Source organism: Muriicola sp. E247, assembly GCF_041358175.1.
Lineage (GTDB): Bacteria > Bacteroidota > Bacteroidia > Flavobacteriales > Flavobacteriaceae > Muriicola.
This window is the reverse complement of sequence record NZ_JBGKBE010000010.1, coordinates 77,046-98,198: the sequence shown is the minus strand read 5'-3', so window position 1 is coordinate 98,198 and position 21,153 is coordinate 77,046. Positions and strand designations below refer to the sequence as shown.

General features: G+C 42.1%; 21 protein-coding genes. 11 read left to right on the top strand and 10 right to left on the bottom strand.

Going from position 1 to position 21,153, the window contains the following annotated elements; translation table 11 throughout:
• Window positions 1-2,597: beta strand repeat-containing protein (locus ACA086_RS13300; RefSeq protein WP_371003834.1), on the bottom strand; the 2,597-nt coding region annotated here is incomplete at its 3' end.
• Between the two features lie 311 nt (window positions 2,598-2,908).
• Here ACA086_RS13300 and ACA086_RS13295 point away from each other — a divergent pair.
• The 6 genes from ACA086_RS13295 (at window position 2,909) to ACA086_RS13270 (ending at window position 8,331) form a co-directional block, all read left to right on the top strand.
• Complete coding sequence (locus tag ACA086_RS13295) at window positions 2,909-3,658, top strand: carboxypeptidase-like regulatory domain-containing protein (RefSeq protein WP_371003832.1); 750 nt, start codon at window positions 2,909-2,911, stop codon at window positions 3,656-3,658.
• Between the two features lie 82 nt (window positions 3,659-3,740).
• Window positions 3,741-4,445, top strand: a complete 705-nt coding sequence (locus ACA086_RS13290) for a hypothetical protein (RefSeq protein ID WP_371003831.1) — start codon at window positions 3,741-3,743, stop codon at window positions 4,443-4,445.
• Window positions 4,446-4,500: 55 nt separating this feature from the next.
• Window positions 4,501-4,995 (top strand): DUF6702 family protein, encoded by a 495-nt coding sequence (locus ACA086_RS13285; protein WP_371003829.1) that lies wholly within the window; start codon window positions 4,501-4,503, stop codon window positions 4,993-4,995.
• A gap of 72 nt (window positions 4,996-5,067) precedes the next feature.
• On the top strand, window positions 5,068-7,377 hold the full coding sequence (locus ACA086_RS13280; RefSeq protein WP_371003828.1) for a M1 family metallopeptidase: 2,310 nt from the start codon (window positions 5,068-5,070) through the stop codon (window positions 7,375-7,377).
• Between the two features lie 91 nt (window positions 7,378-7,468).
• Entirely contained in the window at window positions 7,469-7,750 is a 282-nt protein-coding gene (locus tag ACA086_RS13275; protein WP_369747144.1) for a twin-arginine translocase TatA/TatE family subunit, read from the top strand.
• A gap of 8 nt (window positions 7,751-7,758) precedes the next feature.
• Window positions 7,759-8,331: a phosphatase PAP2 family protein gene (locus tag ACA086_RS13270; RefSeq protein WP_371003827.1), complete on the top strand. Its 573-nt coding sequence runs from the start codon at window positions 7,759-7,761 to the stop codon at window positions 8,329-8,331.
• Here ACA086_RS13270 and ACA086_RS13265 read toward each other — a convergent pair.
• Window positions 8,291-8,938: an O-methyltransferase gene (locus tag ACA086_RS13265; RefSeq protein ID WP_371003826.1), complete on the bottom strand. Its 648-nt coding sequence runs from the start codon at window positions 8,936-8,938 to the stop codon at window positions 8,291-8,293. The genes ACA086_RS13270 and ACA086_RS13265 overlap by 41 nt on opposite strands.
• A 63-nt stretch (window positions 8,939-9,001) precedes the next feature.
• Between ACA086_RS13265 and ACA086_RS13260 the strand changes: the two genes are divergently transcribed.
• The 3 genes from ACA086_RS13260 (at window position 9,002) to ACA086_RS13250 (ending at window position 11,975) form a co-directional block, all read left to right on the top strand.
• Complete coding sequence (locus tag ACA086_RS13260; RefSeq protein WP_371003825.1) at window positions 9,002-9,466, top strand: N-acetyltransferase family protein; 465 nt, start codon at window positions 9,002-9,004, stop codon at window positions 9,464-9,466.
• 64 nt (window positions 9,467-9,530) lie between these two features.
• Window positions 9,531-10,799 carry a kynureninase gene (gene kynU / locus ACA086_RS13255; RefSeq protein ID WP_371003824.1) on the top strand — a complete coding sequence of 423 codons (1,269 nt, stop codon included), beginning with the start codon at window positions 9,531-9,533 and terminating at the stop codon, window positions 10,797-10,799.
• 30 nt (window positions 10,800-10,829) lie between these two features.
• On the top strand, window positions 10,830-11,975 hold the full coding sequence (locus tag ACA086_RS13250; RefSeq protein ID WP_371003823.1) for an MFS transporter: 1,146 nt from the start codon (window positions 10,830-10,832) through the stop codon (window positions 11,973-11,975).
• An 18-nt stretch (window positions 11,976-11,993) separates the two neighbouring features.
• Here the strand turns inward: ACA086_RS13250 and ACA086_RS13245 are convergent, their stop codons facing one another.
• On the bottom strand, window positions 11,994-12,662 hold the full coding sequence (locus tag ACA086_RS13245; RefSeq protein WP_371003822.1) for a hypothetical protein: 669 nt from the start codon (window positions 12,660-12,662) through the stop codon (window positions 11,994-11,996).
• 296 nt (window positions 12,663-12,958) lie between these two features.
• On the opposite strand from ACA086_RS13245, the gene ACA086_RS13240 reads away from it, so the two are divergent.
• Window positions 12,959-13,507 (top strand): ClpP family protease, encoded by a 549-nt coding sequence (locus ACA086_RS13240; RefSeq protein WP_371003821.1) that lies wholly within the window; start codon window positions 12,959-12,961, stop codon window positions 13,505-13,507.
• Window positions 13,508-13,642: 135 nt separating this feature from the next.
• On the opposite strand, the gene ACA086_RS13235 is transcribed toward ACA086_RS13240, so the two are convergent.
• The 4 genes from ACA086_RS13235 to ACA086_RS13220 are packed head-to-tail and all read right to left on the bottom strand — an operon-like array spanning window position 13,643 to window position 17,265.
• Window positions 13,643-15,175: a cryptochrome/photolyase family protein gene (locus tag ACA086_RS13235; protein WP_371003820.1), complete on the bottom strand. Its 1,533-nt coding sequence runs from the start codon at window positions 15,173-15,175 to the stop codon at window positions 13,643-13,645.
• A 14-nt stretch (window positions 15,176-15,189) separates the two neighbouring features.
• Window positions 15,190-16,485, bottom strand: coding sequence for a DASH family cryptochrome (locus tag ACA086_RS13230; RefSeq protein WP_371003819.1), 1,296 nt, complete (start codon window positions 16,483-16,485; stop codon window positions 15,190-15,192).
• The gene (locus ACA086_RS13225) at window positions 16,482-16,631 is read right to left on the bottom strand and encodes a DUF2256 domain-containing protein (protein WP_371003818.1); all 150 of its coding nucleotides are present in this window, start codon (window positions 16,629-16,631) and stop codon (window positions 16,482-16,484) included. Before ACA086_RS13225 ends, ACA086_RS13230 begins: the two co-directional genes overlap by 4 nt.
• The gene (locus tag ACA086_RS13220; RefSeq protein WP_371003817.1) at window positions 16,621-17,265 is read right to left on the bottom strand and encodes a flavin reductase family protein; all 645 of its coding nucleotides are present in this window, start codon (window positions 17,263-17,265) and stop codon (window positions 16,621-16,623) included. Before ACA086_RS13220 ends, ACA086_RS13225 begins: the two co-directional genes overlap by 11 nt.
• Before the next feature lie 130 nt (window positions 17,266-17,395).
• Here ACA086_RS13220 and ACA086_RS13215 point away from each other — a divergent pair, with 130 nt between their 5' ends.
• The gene (locus ACA086_RS13215) at window positions 17,396-18,748 is read left to right on the top strand and encodes an FAD-dependent oxidoreductase (RefSeq protein ID WP_371003816.1); all 1,353 of its coding nucleotides are present in this window, start codon (window positions 17,396-17,398) and stop codon (window positions 18,746-18,748) included.
• A 5-nt stretch (window positions 18,749-18,753) separates the two neighbouring features.
• On the opposite strand, the gene ACA086_RS13210 is transcribed toward ACA086_RS13215, so the two are convergent.
• From ACA086_RS13210 to ACA086_RS13200, 3 genes are all read right to left on the bottom strand, one after another.
• Entirely contained in the window at window positions 18,754-19,173 is a 420-nt protein-coding gene (locus tag ACA086_RS13210; protein WP_371003815.1) for a DUF4174 domain-containing protein, read from the bottom strand.
• Window positions 19,174-19,250: 77 nt separating this feature from the next.
• Window positions 19,251-20,030, bottom strand: coding sequence for a zinc ribbon domain-containing protein (locus ACA086_RS13205; RefSeq protein WP_369747158.1), 780 nt, complete (start codon window positions 20,028-20,030; stop codon window positions 19,251-19,253).
• 3 nt (window positions 20,031-20,033) lie between these two features.
• Window positions 20,034-21,128, bottom strand: a complete 1,095-nt coding sequence (locus ACA086_RS13200) for a Nif3-like dinuclear metal center hexameric protein (protein WP_371003813.1) — start codon at window positions 21,126-21,128, stop codon at window positions 20,034-20,036.
• Window positions 21,129-21,153 lie beyond the last annotated feature (25 nt).

Here is a 21,153-nt window from a genome sequence, read left to right as displayed (position 1 = left end):
GCTGTACCTGCTGAAACGGTTTGATTTTCATTGGTGGGGTCATTATCGTTGTCGGCCACAGAAATTGTACCTCCTCCGTCAGATAGGGTTACATTATTTCCTGCCTGGGATAAAGTCTGTAATTCATTCGTAGGATCAGAATCTGCATCGTCCACGTTCAATGTGAGGGTACTTCCATTTTGTATAGAAATATTACCTGGACTATTATCCGTGCTGATATCCTGACTGTCGCTCCCCGCAGCCAATTCATCCAAAGCACCCTGCACATCTGAGGCAATGAGAAGTCCAGTAATCGTATTATCATATGGATTGCTGGCTGCCCGGGTGTCGATGGTTTCGTCACTCCCATCATTATTAGTAAATGTGTAAGTGCCATCGGCATTATCTATGAGATCCGCTTTTGAAATTATTTCTGCGGCCCCAAGTTCATTCGTGTAGGTAAAAGTGCCATCTCCATTGTCCAGAATAGTAGTATTGGTCTCCCCGCTCGCCGCAGCATCTACATTTACGTAAAGTCGGCCATCTACCCCAAAAAGCAGGTCATTATTTGCATCTGTACTAATTAAGCTTTCTGAAAGTGTAGCCCCGATATCTGTTATTTCAAGGGCTCCTGCATTCATGGCTAAAGCTGTATTGTATTCATTTGCCGGATCTGCATCTGCATCATCAACTAAACTGGAAAGGTCCACTATTTCATTTGTACCATTTTCAATACCGATGGTAAGGTCTGTTCCAATTAGTACGGAACCTGAGATATTTTGATCATCAGACCCCCCGGCTACAGCTGTACTTACTTCATCAATCGCGGCCTGCACATCAGTAGCGGTTAGATTGCCAAGAATGGTATTATCAAAAGGCAGAGCAGCTGCATTGAAATCGAGAATAACATCCACACCATCGTTGTTGGTAAAGGTGTAAGTACCATCGGTATTATCAGTGATATCGGCCTTGGCCACAGTATCCTGAGTGCCGTCTTCTTTGGTGAAAGTGACAAATCCATCTCCGTTGTCAACTAAAGCTGTAATGGTCTCATTGATATCCGTATTACTTCCATCGGCCTGTGTGAGGGTGGCAATCAAATTACCGGCTACCGTGTTGGTAACAACCAGGCCATTTGTAGTAATGGTTACATCTACACCATCATTGTTAGTAAATGTATAGGTGCCGTCAAGGTTATCCGTGATATCCGCCTTGGCCACAGTATCCTGAGTGCCATCTTCTTTTATAAAGGTGACAAATCCGTCTGAATTATCAATGATACTGGTAACGGTCTCATTGATATTTGTACTGCTGCCATCAGCCAGAGTAAGAGTGGCAATCAAATTTCCAGCTATAGTATTGGTCACAGTTAAACCATTAGTAGATAAGATTACGTCAGATCCGTCATTATTCGTAAATGTATAGGTACCATCAAGGTTATCAGTGATATCAGATTTGGCCACTGTATCCTGACCACCATTTTCCTTGGTAAAAGTGATAAGACCGTCCCCATTATCTGTAAGGGCCGTAATGGTTTCATTTACAGAAGTACTACTTCCGTCTGCAAGGGTAAGTGTTGCAATTAAATTACCGGGTACCGTATTAGTTATGGTAAGTCCGTTGGTATTAAGAATTACATCAGTACCATCATTATTGGTAAAGGTATAAGTCCCATCTCCATTGTCTGCCATATCAGACTTGGCTACAGTTTCCTGGGTTCCATCTTCCGTGGTATAGGTAATAAAACCGTCGCCAGTGTCAGTAAGGCTGGTAATAGTTTCGTTGATATTCGTACTACTGCCGTCTGATAAAGTAACTGTTGCGATAAGGTTACCGGCCACCGTATTGGTAATTGTTAGTCCGTTGGTAGTTATTAACTGAATATTTCCCATCGAATCGGAAAAGCTATAAGTCCCATCCCCATTATCCACTAAAGAGATAGTGGTAACCGCTACATCCAGATCGTTTAAAGCGGTTTGTACAGGGGTGAGATCTAAAAATGCCCCGTTATCGCTCCCGGGGATGATGGAATTCCCTGCATCTGCACTTACTATAGCCGCGCTGGTAATATACCCTGCGTCATTGGTGAAGTCAATCAGAGTGACCTGTGAGTAATCCATTTCGTCATCGGTGATTGTATTGTCCTGTAATTCCTCGTTCCCTACAGAATCGGGCGCAAGTTTTGATGAAGTAATGGCATTGTTCTGAATATCAACACTGGTTATCGTAAAATCGACAATGTTTTGTCCCCGTATTTCGAGTACTTCAAAATTGACATTATCCGCACTTTCTGTGATTACAATTGTACTGTAATCGTTGACAATAGGGTCTGCCGTAAAGGTGAGCCTGAGTGCATCACAGAGATTGATCCATTCTGTGCCTTCATAATAAAAGAGGCATTGTTCATCCGTATTGTAAACCATGGCCCCGGGCAAAGGAGTAATTGCATTCATTTCAGCTGTACTGATACGTGTTATGACGAATACCCGGTTAGAGCTTTCCAACTCAAGGACGGAAGAAGGATCCAAATTTTGCGGATTGTCACCGATCTTAATCTGTGAATAAAGTCCGGCAGACAAGACCATGAATAGTAAGGTCAGTAGAATTCTTCGTTTCATCATCAAAAATTTACATCGCAAAGATGGCAACTACAAAAGTAGAATTATATCGGAATCGGACTAAAGATACACCCCGAAATACATAATTAATGGGTAAATCACCCTGTATTGATTACAAAGCCTTTATTTCCCTAAAATTTCGTAATTTCTTGAATAATACCCTGATTACGGATACGGAGAATAGTACTTTTTAACATAAGTTTTATGACACATTATTTTTTTATGAGTCGAACTTATTTTTTCTTTATCCACTCAAGGGATTCCGGTCTCAATTATAATTCAAATGGGTGCTCTACGCACTGATGCAACACATGAAACAACTGTTAATTCTTTTACCTGCACTCTTTTTTCTCTCCTTTGGCTTTTCTCAAACCGATGATCGCAGACCTTTGAGGGGGCAGGTGATCTACCGGAATGTACCTGTTCCCAATGAAAACGTTATCAATACAACTACCGAAAAAGCTACGATCACCAACGATAAGGGTGAGTTTCTGATCTATGTTGCAGAAGGAGATGAATTGGTCTTTACCGCCATCAACTACCAGATCGAGATTTTGAAAGTAACGGCCGATATTTTAAGGAAAAATCGACTTGTAGTGGAGGTCAACGAAAAAGTGACCGAACTCGACGAGGTTACTGTAAGCCCGGAAAATCAGAAAAAATTCCTGCAGTTGCAAAATGAGGAATTCAAGCAGTACGCTTATGAAACCGACGCCACCGCAGAGGTGCAGAATATCGCTCTGGATCCCACAGTAAGGGGGATGCAGGACGGACTTAATTTCAAGAATATCTTTAAGGCCTTGTTCCTGTCTTCTAATGACAATGCCGAAACAGCAAGAACGCCGTTAAAGGTCAGCGAAGTGCTCCGGCAGGTGTATGACGATGATTTTTTTGTGCGCGATCTCCAGCTACCCCAGGACAAGATCGATGCGTTTCTCCTGTATTGCGACAGCAAGCTTCCTGCCCAATCTCTTCTGAGGAAGGACAATGAATTTCAACTGATCGAATTTCTGGTCACTCAAAGTAAGGAATTCAGAAAGGGACTCGATGTGGAGGAATAATTACCTTTTCCCTGTTTTTCTTTTTTGCTGTTCCCTGCTGAGCGGACAATCTTACTTCAATTTTCAATTGGAAGGCCAGACTATGTTCGAAGGGAAGGGAGTGCCCGATGTGCATATCATGAATATAACTGCAGGGGAAGCAACTATTTCTAACCAGAATGGAAGGTTTGCCATCTCAGTTACTATGGGGGATACACTTCTTTTCTCAGCCGTACAATATCAGAGAAAGAGCCTGGTCATTTCAGCATCTATATTAGAAAGTAGTTTCGTTTATATTACCCTTGAGGAATTTGTAAATGAACTCGATGAGGTAGTGGTACGCCCTTATAACCTGACAGGCGATTTGAGAAGGGATATGAATGGGATAAAAACAGAGCCGGTGGTAACCGCATCAACCCTGGGTCTGCCCAATGCGTACGTAAAGCCATTGATGCAAAGTGAACGTCTGCTCAAAGAAGCATCCATGGGACCTTTTCAAATAGGTATGCTCACTGCGGTTCCTTTTAATCCTTTGATCAATATGATCACGGGACGAACCAAAATGCTCAAAAAAAGAGTGGCGAGAGATCAAAAATACCTGCTTACAGAACAGGTCCGCAATTATTATCCCGATAGTATTTTTGTAAAGAGACTGAGAATTCCCGCCGAGCGGATTGACGATTTTATGTACTATTGTGAAGTAGATGAGAAGTTTGATTCTATTGTCGCTACAGATGATCATATAGCCATCTTAAACCTCCTCCAGGTGAAAAGCAAAGCATACAGGGAAAATAATCAGCTCGAATGAACATACCTGGCACAGGAATTGCTTTTGAAATAATTGAAACTTTAGATAAATATTCTTGAAAGGACTTTACTTCATTATCATACCGCTGCTCATCGCCTTTGGCGTACATAAATTCTATGTAAGTGTTACCCAGGTCGAATATTACGCACCGGAGGAAGCTATCCAAATTACGAGTCGGGTTTTTATTGATGACCTGGAAAAGGCCCTGTTAGAACGATATGATGTTCAGACTTTTTTGGCGACCTCAAAGGAGGTAAAGGAAACTGACGGTATTGTAGAAAGGTATCTCATGGCAAAATTCGTTGTTCGAATTAATGGAAGTAAGGTAGAATACAAATACCTGGGAAAAAAGACAGACAGTGACCTTATGATCCTCTTTCTTGAGATTCCGGGAATTTCTTTGGATAAACTGAAATCTATAGAAATTCAAAACGAACTGTTGATGGATGTCTTTGAGGAACAGAAGAATATCCTCCATTTCAAAATAGGCGATAGAAAAAAGAGTTACGTACTGATCAGGGAAAGCAATAAGGGAATGTTAAATTTTTAAAAAGTCAAGGTTAATTCTCCCTGAAAAATCCTATTTTCCGCGCCGGAAAAAAATCAAATCACAATTAATTATATGGATCAGATAAAAAATTATGCTACGGCAGTCCTCGTTCTTGTTGCGACTGTCCTTTTTGCTCAGGAAGAGAAGATTTATGAAAGAGATCCCGGCCACCTGAATGAGAGTAAATTCAGGCAGATGTACCAGGAGTTTGCAACCCCGAATATGTACAGATCTGCTTCCGGTACTCCCGGGCCTGATTATTATCAGCAACAGGCTGATTATAAGATGGACATCGAGCTTGATGATAAGAATGCAAGGATATATGGGGAAGAAACGATAACCTATCACAACAATGCGCCCGAAGCCCTGGAATTCCTATGGCTGCAACTCGACCAAAACGTCAGATCCAGAGATTCTAAATCTCCACTTAGAAATTCAAGCAGCCTGAAAGTGGCTTATACCACAGCAGCGTTTTCAAAGACATATCTCAAGGAAGATTTTGACGGAGGGTTCAATATTGAATTTGTAAAAGACAGTAATGGCAACCCACTTCCTTATACCATCAACCAGACAATGATGCGTGTAGATTTACCCGAAGCACTGCAATCTGGCGAGAAAGTATCCTTTTCGGTAAAATGGTGGTATAACATACCGGACCATACCGTAGACAGGGCGCGATCTGGTTATGAGTATTTTGAAAAAGATGGAAACAGAGCCTATGTAATCGCCCAGTTCTTTCCTCGTATGGCAGTTTACAGTGATGTAGAAGGCTGGCAGAACCATCAGTTCTGGGGGAGTGGTGAATTTGCACTTCCTTTCGGGAATTACGATGTGAATATCACGGTTCCGGCAGACCATATCCTCGATGCTACAGGTGAGTTGCTTAACCGTAAAGAAGTCTTCAGTAAGGAGATGATAAAGCGTTATGAGCAGGCAAAAAAATCATATGATAAACCCGTGCTGATTGTAACTCAGGAAGAAGCAGAAGCAGCAGAAAAGGGTTTTTCTGAAAAGAAAAAGACCTGGAAATTCAGGGCTGAAAATGTCAGGGATTACGGATTTGCCACTTCCCGTAAATTTATCTGGGACATGCAGGCGGTAAAAATTGGCAATAAGGATGTCATGGCGGTTTCGCTTTATCCCAAGGAAGGAAATCCGCTTTGGGAAGAATTGTCAACCAAGGCAGTTGCCAGTACTCTGAAGTCGTATTCGGCCCATACGTTTGATTATCCATACCACAAAGCCATTTCTGTACATGCTAAAAACCAGGGGATGGAATACCCCATGATCTGCTGGAATTACGGTCGGCCTAATGAAGATGGGACCTATTCAGACAGGACAAAATACGGGATGATTAGTGTGATCATCCATGAAGTGGGTCATAACTTTTTTCCTATGATCGTTAATTCAGATGAACGTCAATGGGGATGGATGGATGAAGGACTTGATACCTTCATGCAATATCTTGCAGAGCAGGAATTTGGAGAGGCCTTTCCGGAAGTCATAACTCCTAACAAAAAATACCCTTCCAGAAGGGGAGATCCTTCTAAGATCGTGCCTTATATGAGTGGGGACCAAACCACGATAGCGCCTATCATGTCTAATCCGGAAAACGTTTACAAACTGGGCCCTAACGCCTATGCCAAACCGGCAACCGCCCTGAATATCCTCAGGGAAACCGTAATGGGAAGGGAATTGTTCGATCACGCCTTTAAAACATATGCACAGCGCTGGATGTTTAAGCACCCTACACCGGAGGATTTCTTCCGCACCATGGAAGACGCTTCTGCGGTAGACCTGGATTGGTTCTGGAGAAGTTGGTTTTATACGACTGATTTTGTCGATATCGGAGTGAAAGGGGTGAAGAAATTTGTAGTTAGTGATAAGCCCGGAAAGCAAATGCAGGAATATATGACATCGAGAAACCTGACGGAATCAGACTATCCTCCCCTTGTGTATCTTGCTGAGCAAAATACCGATGAAATAGACCCGACAATGGTTGGCAAAGCACCGAGTGAAGTTTCATCTTCCCTGAAAGAATTCATGATGGATAACCTCACGGCAGAAGAGAGAGCCAGGGTAAAAGAACCTAAGTATTTTTACGAAGTAACCTTTGACAAACCAGGAGGTATCCCAATGCCCTTGATCGTGGAGTACACTTATTCGGATGGAAGTTCCGAACAGGTAACTTACCCACCGGAGATCTGGCGTAAAAATGATGCCGAGTTCAGGCGTGTCATTGCTTCACAAACTGAAATTGTGGCCATTACAGTAGACCCACGGGCCGAGACTGCAGATATTGATGTCACAAACAACAGCTGGCCCAAAAAAGAATCACCTTCAGAATTTAACCAGTTTAAGGAGGGGATAAAAGGCGACTAAAAAAAATTTGTTGTAAGTATTACGATCCCGACAATTATGTTCGGGATCGTTTTATTTTATAAAAGGGCTTAAACTTGATTATATTTGTACTATGAATTTGATCCTGGTCTTATTTATTAGCGGTGCTGAAATTTTCTTTATCATGTTTATCGTGGTGATGGTTTTTGGCGCAGACAAAATCCCGGGAATTGCCAAGGGACTGGGGAAAGGCATGCGTCAATTGAAAGATGCAACCGAAGATATCAAACAGGAGATTCAGAAAAGTGCCGAAAAACAAGGGATCGATACGAGTATTACTGATGACATTAAAAAGGAGATGAATCAGGTGAAGAAGAATATCGAAGACGTCTCCGGAACTATCAAAAGAAAGTAAAGGACCGGATGTGGGAGAGGTTGTTACAGTGGGATCGCAATGCATTCATCTACCTCAATAGCCTAGGCATTGAAGAATACGACTGGTTCTGGTCACTGGTAACCCAAACTACCACCTGGATTCCCCTGATACTCCTCTTTTTTATTTTATTTCTACGCCATTTTAAAGGGAAAGATGCATTGGCCATGATTCTGATGACCGTCCTGCTTTTCGGTTTTGTGATGGCCCTGATGTACCTCACCAAAGAATATGTAGGTCGCCTCAGGCCTAATAATACAGCAGAACTCAGCGGACTTGTACGTATCCTGTTCAGACCGGAGGACTACAGCTTTTTCTCAGGTCATGCCGCCAACTCATTCGCGATCGCAACTCTGGTAGTTCTTTTTCTCCGTTCCAAACTCTCCTGGGTATGGGTCTTTTACCTTTGGCCCCTCTTGTTTTCCTTGAGCAGAATTTATGTTGGGGTACATTATCCCCTGGACCTGATCGCTGGAGCCCTGGTCGGTTTGCTGATGGCATTTATTTTTTACCGGGTTTTTACTAAGATCCTAGTACCCTACTTAGGGTTAAGCCATCCCTGACGGGGAGCATTACAGTTTCTATTCTCGGGTCTTCCTTCAACATTTTATTGTAGTCTAATAAAGCTTTTGTCGCTTTATCCGAAGGATCGAGGGGTTCTACTACCTTCCCGGACCACAATACATTATCTGAAAGGATAATACTTCCGGGTCTCGTCTTTGGGAGCACAACCTCAAAATAACGCTGGTATTCTTTTTTTTCTGCATCGATAAAGACCAGGTCGAATTCGATCTGTAGTTGGGGAATAAGTTCCAGAGCGTTTCCGGTATGTTGTATGATTTGATTGCTGAAGCCCGATCGATCAAAATACTTCCTTTGAATATCCACCAGTTCTTCATTGATGTCTATGGTGTGCAATTCGCCGGTATGCGGAAGGCCTTCTGCAAGACAAAGAGCCGAATAGCCCGTGTAAGTACCTATTTCCAGGATACGCTGCGGCATGATAATTTTGGAAAGCATACTGAGTACCCTGCCCTGGTAGTGCCCTGTGATCATTCTTGGTTGAAGCACTTTCAGATGAGTTTCTCTGCTTAATTCAGCCAGGTAATCCGGTTCATTTTCCGTATGATCTGATAGATATTGCTGCAGGCTGTCTGATAAAAAATGCATGCCATTCTTTTTGTAAAAATAGGCTTTTTGGGCTACTTTGAAGGCGGTTAAACATACCCTGATATGAACGAGATACTGATTCGCGATGCTGTTTTAGGTGACCTGCCTGTTCTTTTGCAATTTGAAGAAGAGCTGATTGAGGCTGAACGACCCTTCGACCCTACCATCCGAGATGGAAAAATCCATTACTACGACCTGCAAAGCTATATTGAGAGCAAGGAGGTTAAGGTAGTGGTTGCAGAAGACAAAGGTACTATTGTGAGTTCGGGATATGCTTTAAGTCGTCCTGCCAGGAATTATCTCGATCATGAGAATTATGCATATTTAGGATTCATGTATACCCTTCCCGGATACAGGGGAAAGGGCATTAACAATTTGATCATAGAGGAACTAAAGGCCTGGGCGTATCAAAACAACTTGCATGAAATTCGTCTTACAGTTTATGAGGATAATATCCCGGCTTTAAAGGCCTATGCCAAAGCTGGTTTTAAAAAGCATATTGTGGAGATGAGACTGACTTTTCATTAGCATGAATTCTTTATGAGAATAGCTGATTCATAAGTGTTGTTGTATTTTTGAGAAAAAGAAGTCTATGACCTTTCAGAATACGCTTTCCTTTGCACAACAACTCGATGCGGAGGATCCATTGGCGGCTTACCGGGATCAATTCCATTTTCCAAAAGTAAATGGAAAGGATGTCATCTATTTTACGGGAAATTCCCTTGGGCTGCAACCCAAAAGTACTTCAGCTTTTGTAGAGGAAATCATGAAAGACTGGCGGGAATTGGCTGTGGAAGGTCATTTTCATGCAGAAAAGCCCTGGTGGGATTACCATGAAAGGCTGGCAGAACCACTTGCCAAAGTTGTTGGAGCTAAATCTTCTGAGATTTCGGTAATGAATACCCTCACGGTTAACCTGCATCTATTGATGGTTACTTTTTACAGGCCTACACAAAAACGATACAAGATCCTTTGTGAAGAAAAAGCATTTCCTTCTGATCAGTACATGTTCCAGAGTCAGATTAAATTTCACGGCCTTGACACTTCCGACACCCTGGTGGAAGTGAAGAAGCGGGAAGGCGAACACTTCTGGCGTACAGAAGATGTGCTGGCAAAAATTGAAGAAGTTGGAGATGAACTTGCCCTCGTTCTTCTGGGGGGAGTGAATTACTACAACGGGCAGGTATTCGACATGGAAGCCATTACAAGGGCCGGAAAAGCGGCAGGAGCATATGTAGGATGGGATCTTGCACATGCTGTTGGAAATGTAGAACTTAAACTGCACGACTGGAATGCTGATTTTGCGGCCTGGTGTAGTTACAAATATATGAACAGTGGCCCAGGAAATGCCTCGGGCGTTTTTATACACGAACGCTACCACGGCCGTACTGATATTCCCCGTTTTGAGGGCTGGTGGGGAACCAAGAAGGAAACGCGATTTCTGATGCAACCGGAATTCGATCCCATGGATAACGCCGATGCCTGGCAAATCAGTAACGCCCCTGTTCTTGCCCTTGCCCCATACCTGGCTTCCCTTGAAATGTTTGAAGAGGTTGGTATGCAGGCACTGATTGAAAAAAGAAATAAAATAGTTGCCTATCTTGAATTTATCCTTCGTGAAATTGATAAGGAAGTAGACAGCTCCTTTGAGATTATTACACCAAAGGCCAGAGGTACTCAGCTTTCGGTATTTTTACACGGAGAAGGCAGGTCGCTTTTCGATTACCTTATGAAAAATGGTGTGATCACAGACTGGAGGGAGCCCAATGTTATCCGTCTGGCCCCTGCACCCTTTTATTGTTCTTTTGAAGATATGTATCACTTTGGACAGATTCTGAAGCAAGGAATCGAGGAGTCTTAAAAAGAAGGCCTCTTTAATAATTTTACACCTATGAGGTCGCTTCGACTCATCTTAACAAATCCCAGATATTTTGGCCCGGCCTGGGCCTTCGCCAGTCTGAATATACTATTCGGTACCTGGGCCATTTATATACCCTTGGTAAAAGAGGATTTGGGAATCGATAAGGCGACCCTGGGAATTGCCTTGTTCTTTCTTTCCCTGGGGGTTTTCACAGTGTTCCCTGTAGCGTCGCGAATCGTGAATTTTCTTGGTGTGGGAAGGGCGACCTGGATCGGGATCTTATTGTTGTGCTTTACCGCTTTATTTCCCCTGATGGCCAATAGTTTTATCACCCTGGCCCTTGCCCTGTTCTTCTTTGGATCGGCTAACGGCTTTCTGGATATTTCCATGAACACACTTGTCACGGAAATCGAAAAAGAAGACCAGCAGAAATTTATGTCTGCGTCTCATGGCTTCTTTAGCCTCGGGGGTGTTTTGGCAGGGCTGGGTAGCTTTCTAATCCTAGTATTTGAAAGCAGGATGCTGCATATGCTGGCGGCAATTTTCCTTGTCTTATCCATCAATCTTATTTTCCATAAACGCTATCGGCATATAAAAGCAGCACCGATTGAAAAAGAACCTTTTAAGCTAAAGAATTTCAAGCCTCTCTTGCTCCTCGGAATAGTCTCTTTTGTTGTTATGGGAAGTGAAGGTGCTATAGTAGACTGGAGTGGCTTGTTTCTCAAAGAAATAACATTAGCCCCTGAAACGCTATGGGGGGCGGGATTTCTCGGTTTTCAGGTCACTATGACCCTGGGTCGATTTCTGGGAGATGCCATCAGTGCGCGTATAGGTTCAGTTAAGATTGTAGCACTAGGTGCATCCATAGCCATTTTAGGGTATTTATTCGTGCTTTTAGCCAGTACCTATCTGGCTATAGTAGGCTTTGCCTTAACCGGACTCGGATTTTCGGTGATTATTCCTGAACTCTTCAGGATCGGGGGAAATGTAAAAGGGGTAGAGTCTTCTCAGGGGGTAGCTTTTATCGCCGGAACCGGATATTCAGGATTTTTAGTAGGGCCTGTAATCCTGGGATTTCTGGCGGAACAATTTTCCCTTAACACTAGTTTTACGGTTCTCCTGGTTGCTGTAATCGCAGTATTGGGAACAACCCTTCTTTTAAAGAGAAGAAAGTAAAATAAAGAAAATGTGGTGTTAATTAATTACCTCCACATTAGTGAAATAAAGAGAAAAGTTCCCCTCCTTATTTTTATGCATTCTGGATATACTCAGCCCGTTCAGATCGGCATAGTCCTCCCAGGTAGTAATGCTTGAAGGTTCTGGAGAATTACTTTTCCTGAAAACCCATTCCCTTATTTTATAATCGTCTCCCATGTAAAAATCGTAGGCATCCCCGGGAGTATACCCTCCTTCATTTCCGTAGACTACAGTAAGTTTTGAAAGGGAATCATTACTAATAGGTGCCAGGGCATTTTCCTCAAACTTGTACGTAAGGTTATTTTGATCCCAAAAAATATTGATAGGGGCCAGTAACCAGTATTTATCGTTGATAAAAGCGGCATCTGCCTTTTTGGAAAGGCTGTCAACAGCCTTCCTGTTGTAGAGGATAGTGTCCCCTCTGGAAATACCTTGTACTTCCTGACTTCTAGTGTTCCATACCCAATGGCGTTCAAAGTGCATGGTATCCCGATCTACATTAAAGGTAAAACGGATCTCTTTTACGTCGTTCCATCGGTCAATGCCATGTGCGTTGGCTACTTTTTCCAAAATAGTTTCCTCTTTTACCGGAGTAATTTTTTTATCAGTCTTACAGGCTAAAAGAAAGAGCAGAAGGAAAGCCAGGGAGAGTGCATTCTTTATCATGATATTTTTTTTCAAAGATAAGGGTTTGATCCTTGTTTTAGAATTTCCTGAAATTACAAGGTTGAATTTAAATTATTATGGTTCGTACGGTACTAAGGATTTCGATATAAGTTATTGTCGCTTTGCAAGAAATCCGATGAAATGCACATTTTGATCCATATGTTAAAATCGAAGTTTAATTGCAGCTGTTATAAATTACTGATAATTAGAGGGTTGATAAGCCTATTTTTTGAAGCAAACTCACTTGGTAAAACTTGGGGTAAATGCGTACCTTTGAAGTCAAATAAAATGTGATTATGGGTGCTAAAAAGGGAAAGGTACAGGAAGCAATTGACGACAAATTACTGCAGGAGAGAAAAGTTTTTCTATGGGGTATGGTTGATGATGATTCAGCCAAGCATGTTATTGACAGATTGCTGTATCTGGATATGCAGAATAACAAGGAAATTCAGCTTTATATCAATAGTCCGGGAGGATATGTCACCTCCGGATTCGCAATTTACGACACCATAAAATCTTTGAAAAGCCCGGTTTCTACAATTTGTACCGGTCTGGCGGCATCTATGGGTTCTATACTATTATCTGTAGGAAAGAAAGGAAGACGGTTTATACAGCCGCACGCAAGGGTGATGATCCACCAGCCCAGTGGAGGTGCAAGAGGACAGGCATCCAACATCGAGATTCAGGCCAAGGAGATCATTAAAACAAAAGAATTAGGGGCTAAGATTCTGGCGGAGAATTGTGGACAGACCTTTGAAAAAATCATGAAAGATTTTAATAGAGACTACTGGATGGGTGCAGAAGAATCCGTGGAATACGGTATTGTTGATGCGGTCATGGAATAAGAATCAACTCCCAGAAAAGATAAAAGTCCGGTGCAAATATGTACCGGACTTTTATTTTATATAGACGCCACTGGCGGATGGTATAATATGTACGTTTGAAACGATTAATCCGGATGATATTTCCTGAAATATTGATTAAAACTGATCGGGATTTTCAATGATCTGCGTGGCCCTGGACCTTATTTCTTCCATTTCTTCTTTTCCCAACTTTGATAGCAAATTAAGCATCATTCCCATTCGGGGATTGTCTTTAAACGATTCCTTTTTGGCATCGAGAAAATTCCAGTACAAAGCGTTAAAAGGGCAGGCATTGTCCCCTGTTTTCTTCTTGTGATCATAGGTACATCCGGAACAATAATTTCCCATTTTATTGATGTAATTGGCACTACTAACATAAGGTTTGGTGGCCACAATTCCCCCATCTGCAAACTGACTCATCCCCCGGGTGTTTGTGATCTCAACCCATTCAATCGCATCGATGTATACTCCCAGATACCAGGCATCTACCTCATCGGGATGGGTCTGGGTGAGCAGGGCGTAGTTTCCCGTGATCATCAGGCGTTGGATATGATGGGCATAAGCCTCTTCCAGACTTTGGTTTATTGAATGACTGAGGCAATTCATTTTGGTATCTCCAGTCCAGTAGAAATCCGGGAGTTTATTTTGGTTGTCAAGGGCGTTTTTTGATTTATAATGAGGCATTTCCCTCCAATATACGCCTCTCATAAATTCGCGCCAGCCAAGAATCTGACGGACAAATCCCTCTACCTGACTAATATCAATCTCTGTCTTTTTCTTTCGGTATTCCTCAAGAACCCTATCAATCACCTCTTTTGGAGAGATCATTTTACTATTCATGGCAAAGGAAATACGCGAATGAAACAGGAATCTCTGTTCGGTGTGAAGCGCATCCTGGTAGTCTCCAAAATGCTGTAATAAATTCTCGGCAAAATAATTCAGCACTTCCAGACTTTCTTTTCTCGATGTAGGCCAGTTAAAGGCCTGAGGATCTATTTTCCCTATGGTTTTAATCCCTGCCTTGTCTATTTCTGAAATTATTTTTTGTACGTCCTTACGGAGGTCATACTCGGAGGGAATGGCCGGACTACCCTTCCATTTTTTCCGGTTGCTCTGGTCGTAGTTCCATTTACCACCTTCGGGCTCCCCATCCTGCATCATGATATTGTGTTTTTTTCGCATCATGCGATAGAAGGATTCCATGACCAGTTGTTTCTTTCCTTCAAAAAACTCCTCTAGGGTATCCCTGCTGGTTAGAAAATGATGAGTATCAGAAAAATCACAGCTAATGTCAAGGGAAGTCGTAATTTCTTTCAATAGCTGATCGAGACGGTATTCATCGGGTAACAGGTACTCAAATTTATCTGCCTTTAGTTTGCCGATGTATTTATGGATAAGTTCATCCAGGTCTTGTGGATTTTCCTCTTCGTTAATTTTCAAATAGATCACCTTATGACCCTGCTCTTTAAGGGAGGCTGAAAAATTTCGCATAGCAGAGAAAAAGGCAACTATTTTCTGAATATGGTGCGTCACATAGTCGGTTTCCTGCCTCATTTCGGCCATGAGGTAAGTACAATCGGGGTCCACTTCCTTAAACCACGGATGTTGAAGATTTAGCTGGTCTCCCAATATTAAGCGTAATTTATTCATCTGTTTCTTATCTTTTAAAAAAGGCTCTGCTGCAACCAGCGATTCTGGAATTTACCCTGGGGGTCGTACATTTCTGCCTGTCTCTGAATATTGAATTTCCTATCCCTGGGATCGTTACCTACCCCACTGTTGTACATCCAGTTGCCCCAGTTACTGTGAACGTCATAATCGATCAGCATGGCTTCAAAATAGGAAGCGCCTATCCTCCAGTCCTGTTTCAGTTCCTTTGCCCAGAAAGAAGCAACGTTTTGCCTCCCACGGTTACTCATCCATCCTGTTTTTGCCAATTCAATCATATTAGCATTTACAAAAGGTTCACTGGTAGTACCATTAATCCAGGATGTTCTGGCTGCCTCGGAGTTGTTCCAGGGATAATCCTTCTTGAGTATTCCCCCGAGCTGAAATATGGCATCCCCGTATTTTAAGGAAACATATTTAAAATAATCCCTCCAGATCAGCTCAAAAATAAGCCAATAGGTGTCCTGATTTTTTTTAATTTCCTTTTCAAATCTTTTGACTTCCCGGTAGATTGTCCTGGGCGATATACTTCCATTGGCAAGCCAGGGGGAAAGTTTTGAACTGTAATCTTTACCCAGTAATCCATTTCTTGTTTTTTTGTAGTAAGCCAGTTTTTTGGTCTCCCAAAAATATTCTTCAATTCGTGCAAGGGCTGCATTTTCTCCCCCCCGAAATGGAAAAGCCGTATGTGGATGAGGTTCAAAAGGGGAGAAACCGAGATCTTTTAATTCGGGAATGGGGGTGGATTCAGAGAGCATATTTTCCGGACCTTTGGCCTCTGGTATGTCTAGACACTCCCTAACCCTTGCGTATTTTTCACATTGCTTTCTGAATTGGGTAAAGATATCAGGGAGATCTGATATATTCTTAAAGGGAATATCCTCCGGATGGAAGAGAAATTGGTCATAGGTCTCAATGAATTCGATATTCACTGAGCATTTTTCCCTTACTTCTGATAGCTCTTTTAACTCGTCCCTGGTCCATTCTTTTTGCAAACAGACACGGTCTATTTCGTATTTCTCTATCAGATCCGGAATTACGTCTTTTGCTTTCTGGGGGTAGATCAATAAACTGATATTGAGCAAGGCGAGGTTTTTTTTCAGGTCCCCCAGGGTTTGAAGAAGGAATTTCGCCCTGTATTTCTCCATCTTCCTGAAACTATAGGGACCTTTTTCAAAAAGGGAGGGGTCTATGCAATATACTGCTATAACCCTGTCACCCTGACAAGCCTTTTGCAGGGAAGCGTTATCGGCTACTCGCAGATCGTTTCTGAACCAGACTAATGATTTCATTTTTTTGATTTATAATTATTTCTGCGACATCTCTCACTGCAATACCTTACTTCTGCCCAGTCTCTTTTCCATTTCTTTCTCCAGCTAAAGGGGCGGCCACATTGGACACAGATTTTTTCGGGAAGGCTAAGTTTCTTATGTGCCATTTTTGATAAAATTTGGCTTAGATTCCGGCCTAGCATATGACAACCGGCCTAAAAATTTGGGCAGGGCATATCCGTCCTGGCCCATGGCCGCTACGGTGTTGATTTTATCTAGTTCCAGAAAACCGTCTGTGTCCTGAATATGATCAGGAAAATAAATGTGCTCAATCGCCCCGATCATCAGGATACAATCGTTTTCTTCCAGGAGGTAATGGTTTTTATAACTGCATCCAATCTTGATTTTGCTTTCCGCCACATAGGGGGCTTTAAAACCATCTAAGTATTGTTCGTTTAACCCCACTTCTTTGAACTCCGACGTTTGCTGCTTGTATTTCGCTGCAGTTTGGTGAGCTTGGTCCAGGAAATCAGAGGCAACCTGATTTACGGTGTATAGTCCTGTTTGTTTAATATTTTCAAAAGTATCCCGACGCACCGTCAGGGGACGAAGAATGAAGCCGAGCATCGCAGGAGAACTGCCAATGTGCACCAGTGAACTAAAGATCGCAAGATTCGTTTCTCCCTTCTCGGAACGAGTTCCAATGAGGTTGCACGACTTGTATCCCGTAAGACTGTTTATAAAATTTGCCCTGAATCGCGAATCGAGTTTATCAATACGTTCGAGATCAATATGTGTCATATTATTAACTGTTTAACAAAAATATCTAAAAGTTAAACATAATAGCGTTAAGGGTATAATAAAATCAGAAGAAGCGCTCTGATGATAATTTCTTACTTTTATCATCTTTAATTGGTCTACCTGAAAATTTATGGCTCAAAGCCCCAAGAACATTGCGATTGTAGGATCAGGATTAGTGGGTTCACTTTTAGCGATCTACCTACGTCGTTTAGGACACAGCATCACCGTTTTTGATAGAAGACCCGATATCAGAACCGTAGAATTTTCTGGTCGGTCCATTAATCTAGCCATGAGTGATCGAGGGTGGAACGCCCTGAAGGAAGTTTCCCTGGAGAAGGAGATAAAGAAAATTGCCATACCCCTCGATAAAAGGGCGATGCACGTTTTGGGAAAGCCCCAGTATTTTCAGAAATACGGGAAAGAAGGAGAGGCCATCTGGTCAATTTCAAGGGGTGTGTTAAACAGAAGGATGATCGACCTGGCAGAGGAGGCGGGGACCAAATTTAAATTTAACGAGAAAGTGTGGGATGTTGACCTACCCACTGCTACCCTTTACACCGGCGATTCCGAAAAAAGTGAGTGGCAGGAATACCAATTCGATATCATTTTTGGCTGTGACGGGGCATTTTCAAGAGTTCGGCATAAAATGCAAAGAAGGAGCCGTTTTGACTATTCGCAGCATTTCCTGGAAGTAGGATACAAAGAACTTACTATTCCCCCTAACAAGGACGGATCTCATAAACTCGACAAGCATTCATTTCACATCTGGCCCAGAGGAAAATTTATGTTTATCGCAATGCCCAATCTCGACGGGAGCTTTACCTGTACCCTTTTTCTCCCTTTTGAAGGAGAGGTGTCTTTTGAAAAGATCACAACCAAAAAGGAGGCCAAGGAGTTTTTTACCACCTATTTTCCGAATGTAATGCAGGATATAGAGAATCTGACCCGGGATTTCTTTAAAAACCCCACAAGCGCCATGGTAACTATGAAATGTTATCCCTGGACATACTGGGATAAGGTTGCCCTTGTAGGGGATTCTGCCCATGCTATAGTCCCGTTTTATGGCCAGGGAATGAATGCAGGGTTTGAAGATATCTATTCCCTTAATAAGATCATAAAGCAATTTGGAGATGACTGGGAGACTATTTTCCAGACCTTTCAAAAACAAAGAAAACCCAACGCAGACGCTATCGCCGAGTTGAGTTACCGTAATTTTATCGAGATGAGTAGTAAGACCGCCAACCCCTCATTTCTCTTACAGAAGAAGATCGAGAAGTGGTTTGCTGATAAACATCCCGATTTATGGGAACCTACGTATTCGAGAGTAACTTTTTCTGACAGGTCCTATGCTGAGGCACTGGCTATTGGAGATTTTCAGGAAGCCATCATGCAGGAAGTCATGAAAATACCGGATATTGAAAAGGTATGGCAAAGTAAAAAGGTGGAGGATAGAATTCTTCAGCTCCTCAGGACAAAAGAATAAAAGAATTACGGATTGTTCTTTCTTCTCATTTCCGCACGCCTCATGGGCATGCTGTCTATCAAATCAAAAATAGTAATAGGTTCGGTGTAAAATCCGGATTCAAGTTTAACTCCCCCGTCTTTTCCAATAAGGAATACTCCTTCTTGTTCAAATTCGATTTCTTTTTTGGAAACTCCTGAAACCGTTCTGAATTTCTCGTCTTTGATGGTGTTGCCATCGTAAATCAGAATAATAAGATCACGTTCTTCCAACCCCTTCTGATAGGAACTAAACAATTGGAGCTGAGATTTGCTCTTTTCCAGACCTTCACCTGAATCACATAAAAGGAGAATCCGATTTTTCCAGCGGTAAGCACTTAAATCCTGGGAAATCATCGTATAGTTGATCAACAAAATAAAACTCAATAAAAGTTTAAATTTCCGCATATCATACCCCTTCTGAATCAAATGTATAAAAAAAGCCATCCCGAAAGATGGCTTGCGATTTAATAGGGTGAGATTAATTAAATCTTGTCAAACATTTTATGCATTTTTTGCTGCTCTTCTTCAGCGAGGACAGGATCAACTAATATACGTCCACTGTGTTCATCAGTGATGATTTTTTTTCTCGATGCGATTTCTACCTGTACCTGAGGTGGAATTGTAAAAAACGATCCTCCGGAAGCTCCTCTTTCAATGGGAACAACTGCCAGGCCATTTTTAACATTGGTGCGAATTCTTTTGTAAGCTTTTACAAGGCGCTCTTCGATCTGCTTCTCAAATTTTCCCGATTGCTCAAGCAGGGCCTTCTCTTCTTTTTCAGTTTCGGCAAGGATTGCATCCAGTTCGCTCTTTTTATGCTTGAGGTGAGCTTCGCGTTCGGCCAGCTTTTCTTTGGTATCAGCGATTACTTCCTTCTTCTGCTCTATCTGTGCCTTAAATTCCTTGATGTTTTTCTCAGCCAACTGGATTTCCAGTTCCTGGTATTCAACTTCTTTGGCCAAAGAATTGAATTCGCGGCTATTCCTTACGTTTTTCTGCTGTTCTGCATACTTTTTGATAAGAACCTTTGCCTCGTCAATAAGATTTTTCTTAGCAGTTATCTCATAATTAATGGTCTCCAGATCTGTTTTTAACTTATCCATCCTGGTCTTTAGTCCCAGTACTTCGTCTTCCAGATCCTCCACTTCCAGGGGTAATTCCCCCCTTACATTGCGAATTTCGTCTACTCTTGAATCGATGAGTTGAAGATCGTAAAGAGCCCTTAATTTATCCTCTACTGTAGCTTCTTTCTTTGCTGCCATATATTAAAAATACTTAATGGGATTGGTTTTGCTTTCCGATAAAGCGATTGCAAAATTAGGGATTTTTTTTGTAAGATAATCTACAAGAAGATTTTTTGTGTATTGTTCTGATTCGTAGTGCCCTATATCCGCAAGGACAATGGTTCCCTCAGCTTCAAAAAACTGATGGTATTTCAGGTCTGAAGTGAGAAAAATATCAGCTCCCGCGGCCTTTGCAGCAGAAATTGCAAATGCGCCACTCCCCCCCAGAACAGCCACACGCCGAACAGGTTTATTTAAAAGAGCTGAATGTCGGATAGATCCCACTTTCATTTTTTTCTTTACCATGGCAAGAAATTCCTTTTCTGTCATAGGTGCAGCCAGCAGGCCGATCATCCCCATTCCCTCCAACTGGTTTGTATTGTCTAAAGTAATCACTTCATAAGCAACTTCCTCGTAGGGATGACTTTCAAACAATGCCCGGATTATTTTTTTCTCCAATCGCGCAGGGAAGGTCATATTGAGCTGGATTTCTTCTGTTATCTCAATTTCACCCTGTTTTCCCTGGGTAGGCTGGGCCCCTTCCTCCGGTTTAAAACTTCCTTTCCCTTCAATTGAGAAACTACAGTGACTATAGTTTCCAATAGCGCCGCCTCCAATAGCGAATAAGGCTTCTTTTACTTCTTCTGCAGCATTTATTGGAATATAGGTGCTCAACTTTTTAATACTACCCGACTTAGGGAGAAGGATTCTGGGATTCTCAATTCCCAGAACTTCACATATTTTACCATTGACACCCCTGGACACATTATCGAGGGCTGTATGTATGCTATAAATATTGATCTTATGTTCAATGGCCTTGGATACCACTCTTTCAACATAAGTCCTACCGGTAATTTTTTTTAATCCCGAAAAAATAATAGGGTGGAAGCTAACAATAAGGTTGTATTTCCGGTCAATGGCTTCATCAATTACGTTTTCCAGAGTGTCTAAGGTTACCAGTATACCATTAACTTCCCTTTGAGGATCTCCCACCAACAGTCCCACATTATCAAAATCCTCGGCTAGGCTTAATGGCGCCAGCTCCTCCAGAATATCCGCTACTTCTTGTACAATCATGCTTAAATAACCGAGCTTCAAAGAT

Bases quoted from the DNA above. Each gene is read 5' to 3' on its own strand.
- ACA086_RS13295 (WP_371003832.1), top strand. From the start codon at position 2,909: ATGAAACAACTGTTAATTCTTTTACCTGCACTCTTTTTTCTCTCCTTT.
- ACA086_RS13290 (WP_371003831.1), top strand. From the start codon at position 3,741: ATGTTCGAAGGGAAGGGAGTGCCCGATGTGCATATCATGAATATAACT.
- ACA086_RS13280 (WP_371003828.1), top strand. From the start codon at position 5,068: ATGGATCAGATAAAAAATTATGCTACGGCAGTCCTCGTTCTTGTTGCG.
- ACA086_RS13275 (WP_369747144.1), top strand. From the start codon at position 7,469: ATGAATTTGATCCTGGTCTTATTTATTAGCGGTGCTGAAATTTTCTTT.
- ACA086_RS13270 (WP_371003827.1), top strand. From the start codon at position 7,759: ATGTGGGAGAGGTTGTTACAGTGGGATCGCAATGCATTCATCTACCTC.
- ACA086_RS13265 (WP_371003826.1), bottom strand. From the start codon at position 8,938: ATGCATTTTTTATCAGACAGCCTGCAGCAATATCTATCAGATCATACG.
- ACA086_RS13260 (WP_371003825.1), top strand. From the start codon at position 9,002: ATGAACGAGATACTGATTCGCGATGCTGTTTTAGGTGACCTGCCTGTT.
- kynU (WP_371003824.1), top strand. From the start codon at position 9,531: ATGACCTTTCAGAATACGCTTTCCTTTGCACAACAACTCGATGCGGAG.
- ACA086_RS13250 (WP_371003823.1), top strand. From the start codon at position 10,830: ATGAGGTCGCTTCGACTCATCTTAACAAATCCCAGATATTTTGGCCCG.
- ACA086_RS13245 (WP_371003822.1), bottom strand. From the start codon at position 12,662: ATGATAAAGAATGCACTCTCCCTGGCTTTCCTTCTGCTCTTTCTTTTA.
- ACA086_RS13240 (WP_371003821.1), top strand. From the start codon at position 12,959: ATGGGTGCTAAAAAGGGAAAGGTACAGGAAGCAATTGACGACAAATTA.
- ACA086_RS13235 (WP_371003820.1), bottom strand. From the start codon at position 15,175: ATGAATAAATTACGCTTAATATTGGGAGACCAGCTAAATCTTCAACAT.
- ACA086_RS13230 (WP_371003819.1), bottom strand. From the start codon at position 16,485: ATGAAATCATTAGTCTGGTTCAGAAACGATCTGCGAGTAGCCGATAAC.
- ACA086_RS13225 (WP_371003818.1), bottom strand. From the start codon at position 16,631: ATGGCACATAAGAAACTTAGCCTTCCCGAAAAAATCTGTGTCCAATGT.
- ACA086_RS13220 (WP_371003817.1), bottom strand. From the start codon at position 17,265: ATGACACATATTGATCTCGAACGTATTGATAAACTCGATTCGCGATTC.
- ACA086_RS13215 (WP_371003816.1), top strand. From the start codon at position 17,396: ATGGCTCAAAGCCCCAAGAACATTGCGATTGTAGGATCAGGATTAGTG.
- ACA086_RS13210 (WP_371003815.1), bottom strand. From the start codon at position 19,173: ATGCGGAAATTTAAACTTTTATTGAGTTTTATTTTGTTGATCAACTAT.
- ACA086_RS13205 (WP_369747158.1), bottom strand. From the start codon at position 20,030: ATGGCAGCAAAGAAAGAAGCTACAGTAGAGGATAAATTAAGGGCTCTT.
- ACA086_RS13200 (WP_371003813.1), bottom strand. From the start codon at position 21,128: ATGATTGTACAAGAAGTAGCGGATATTCTGGAGGAGCTGGCGCCATTA.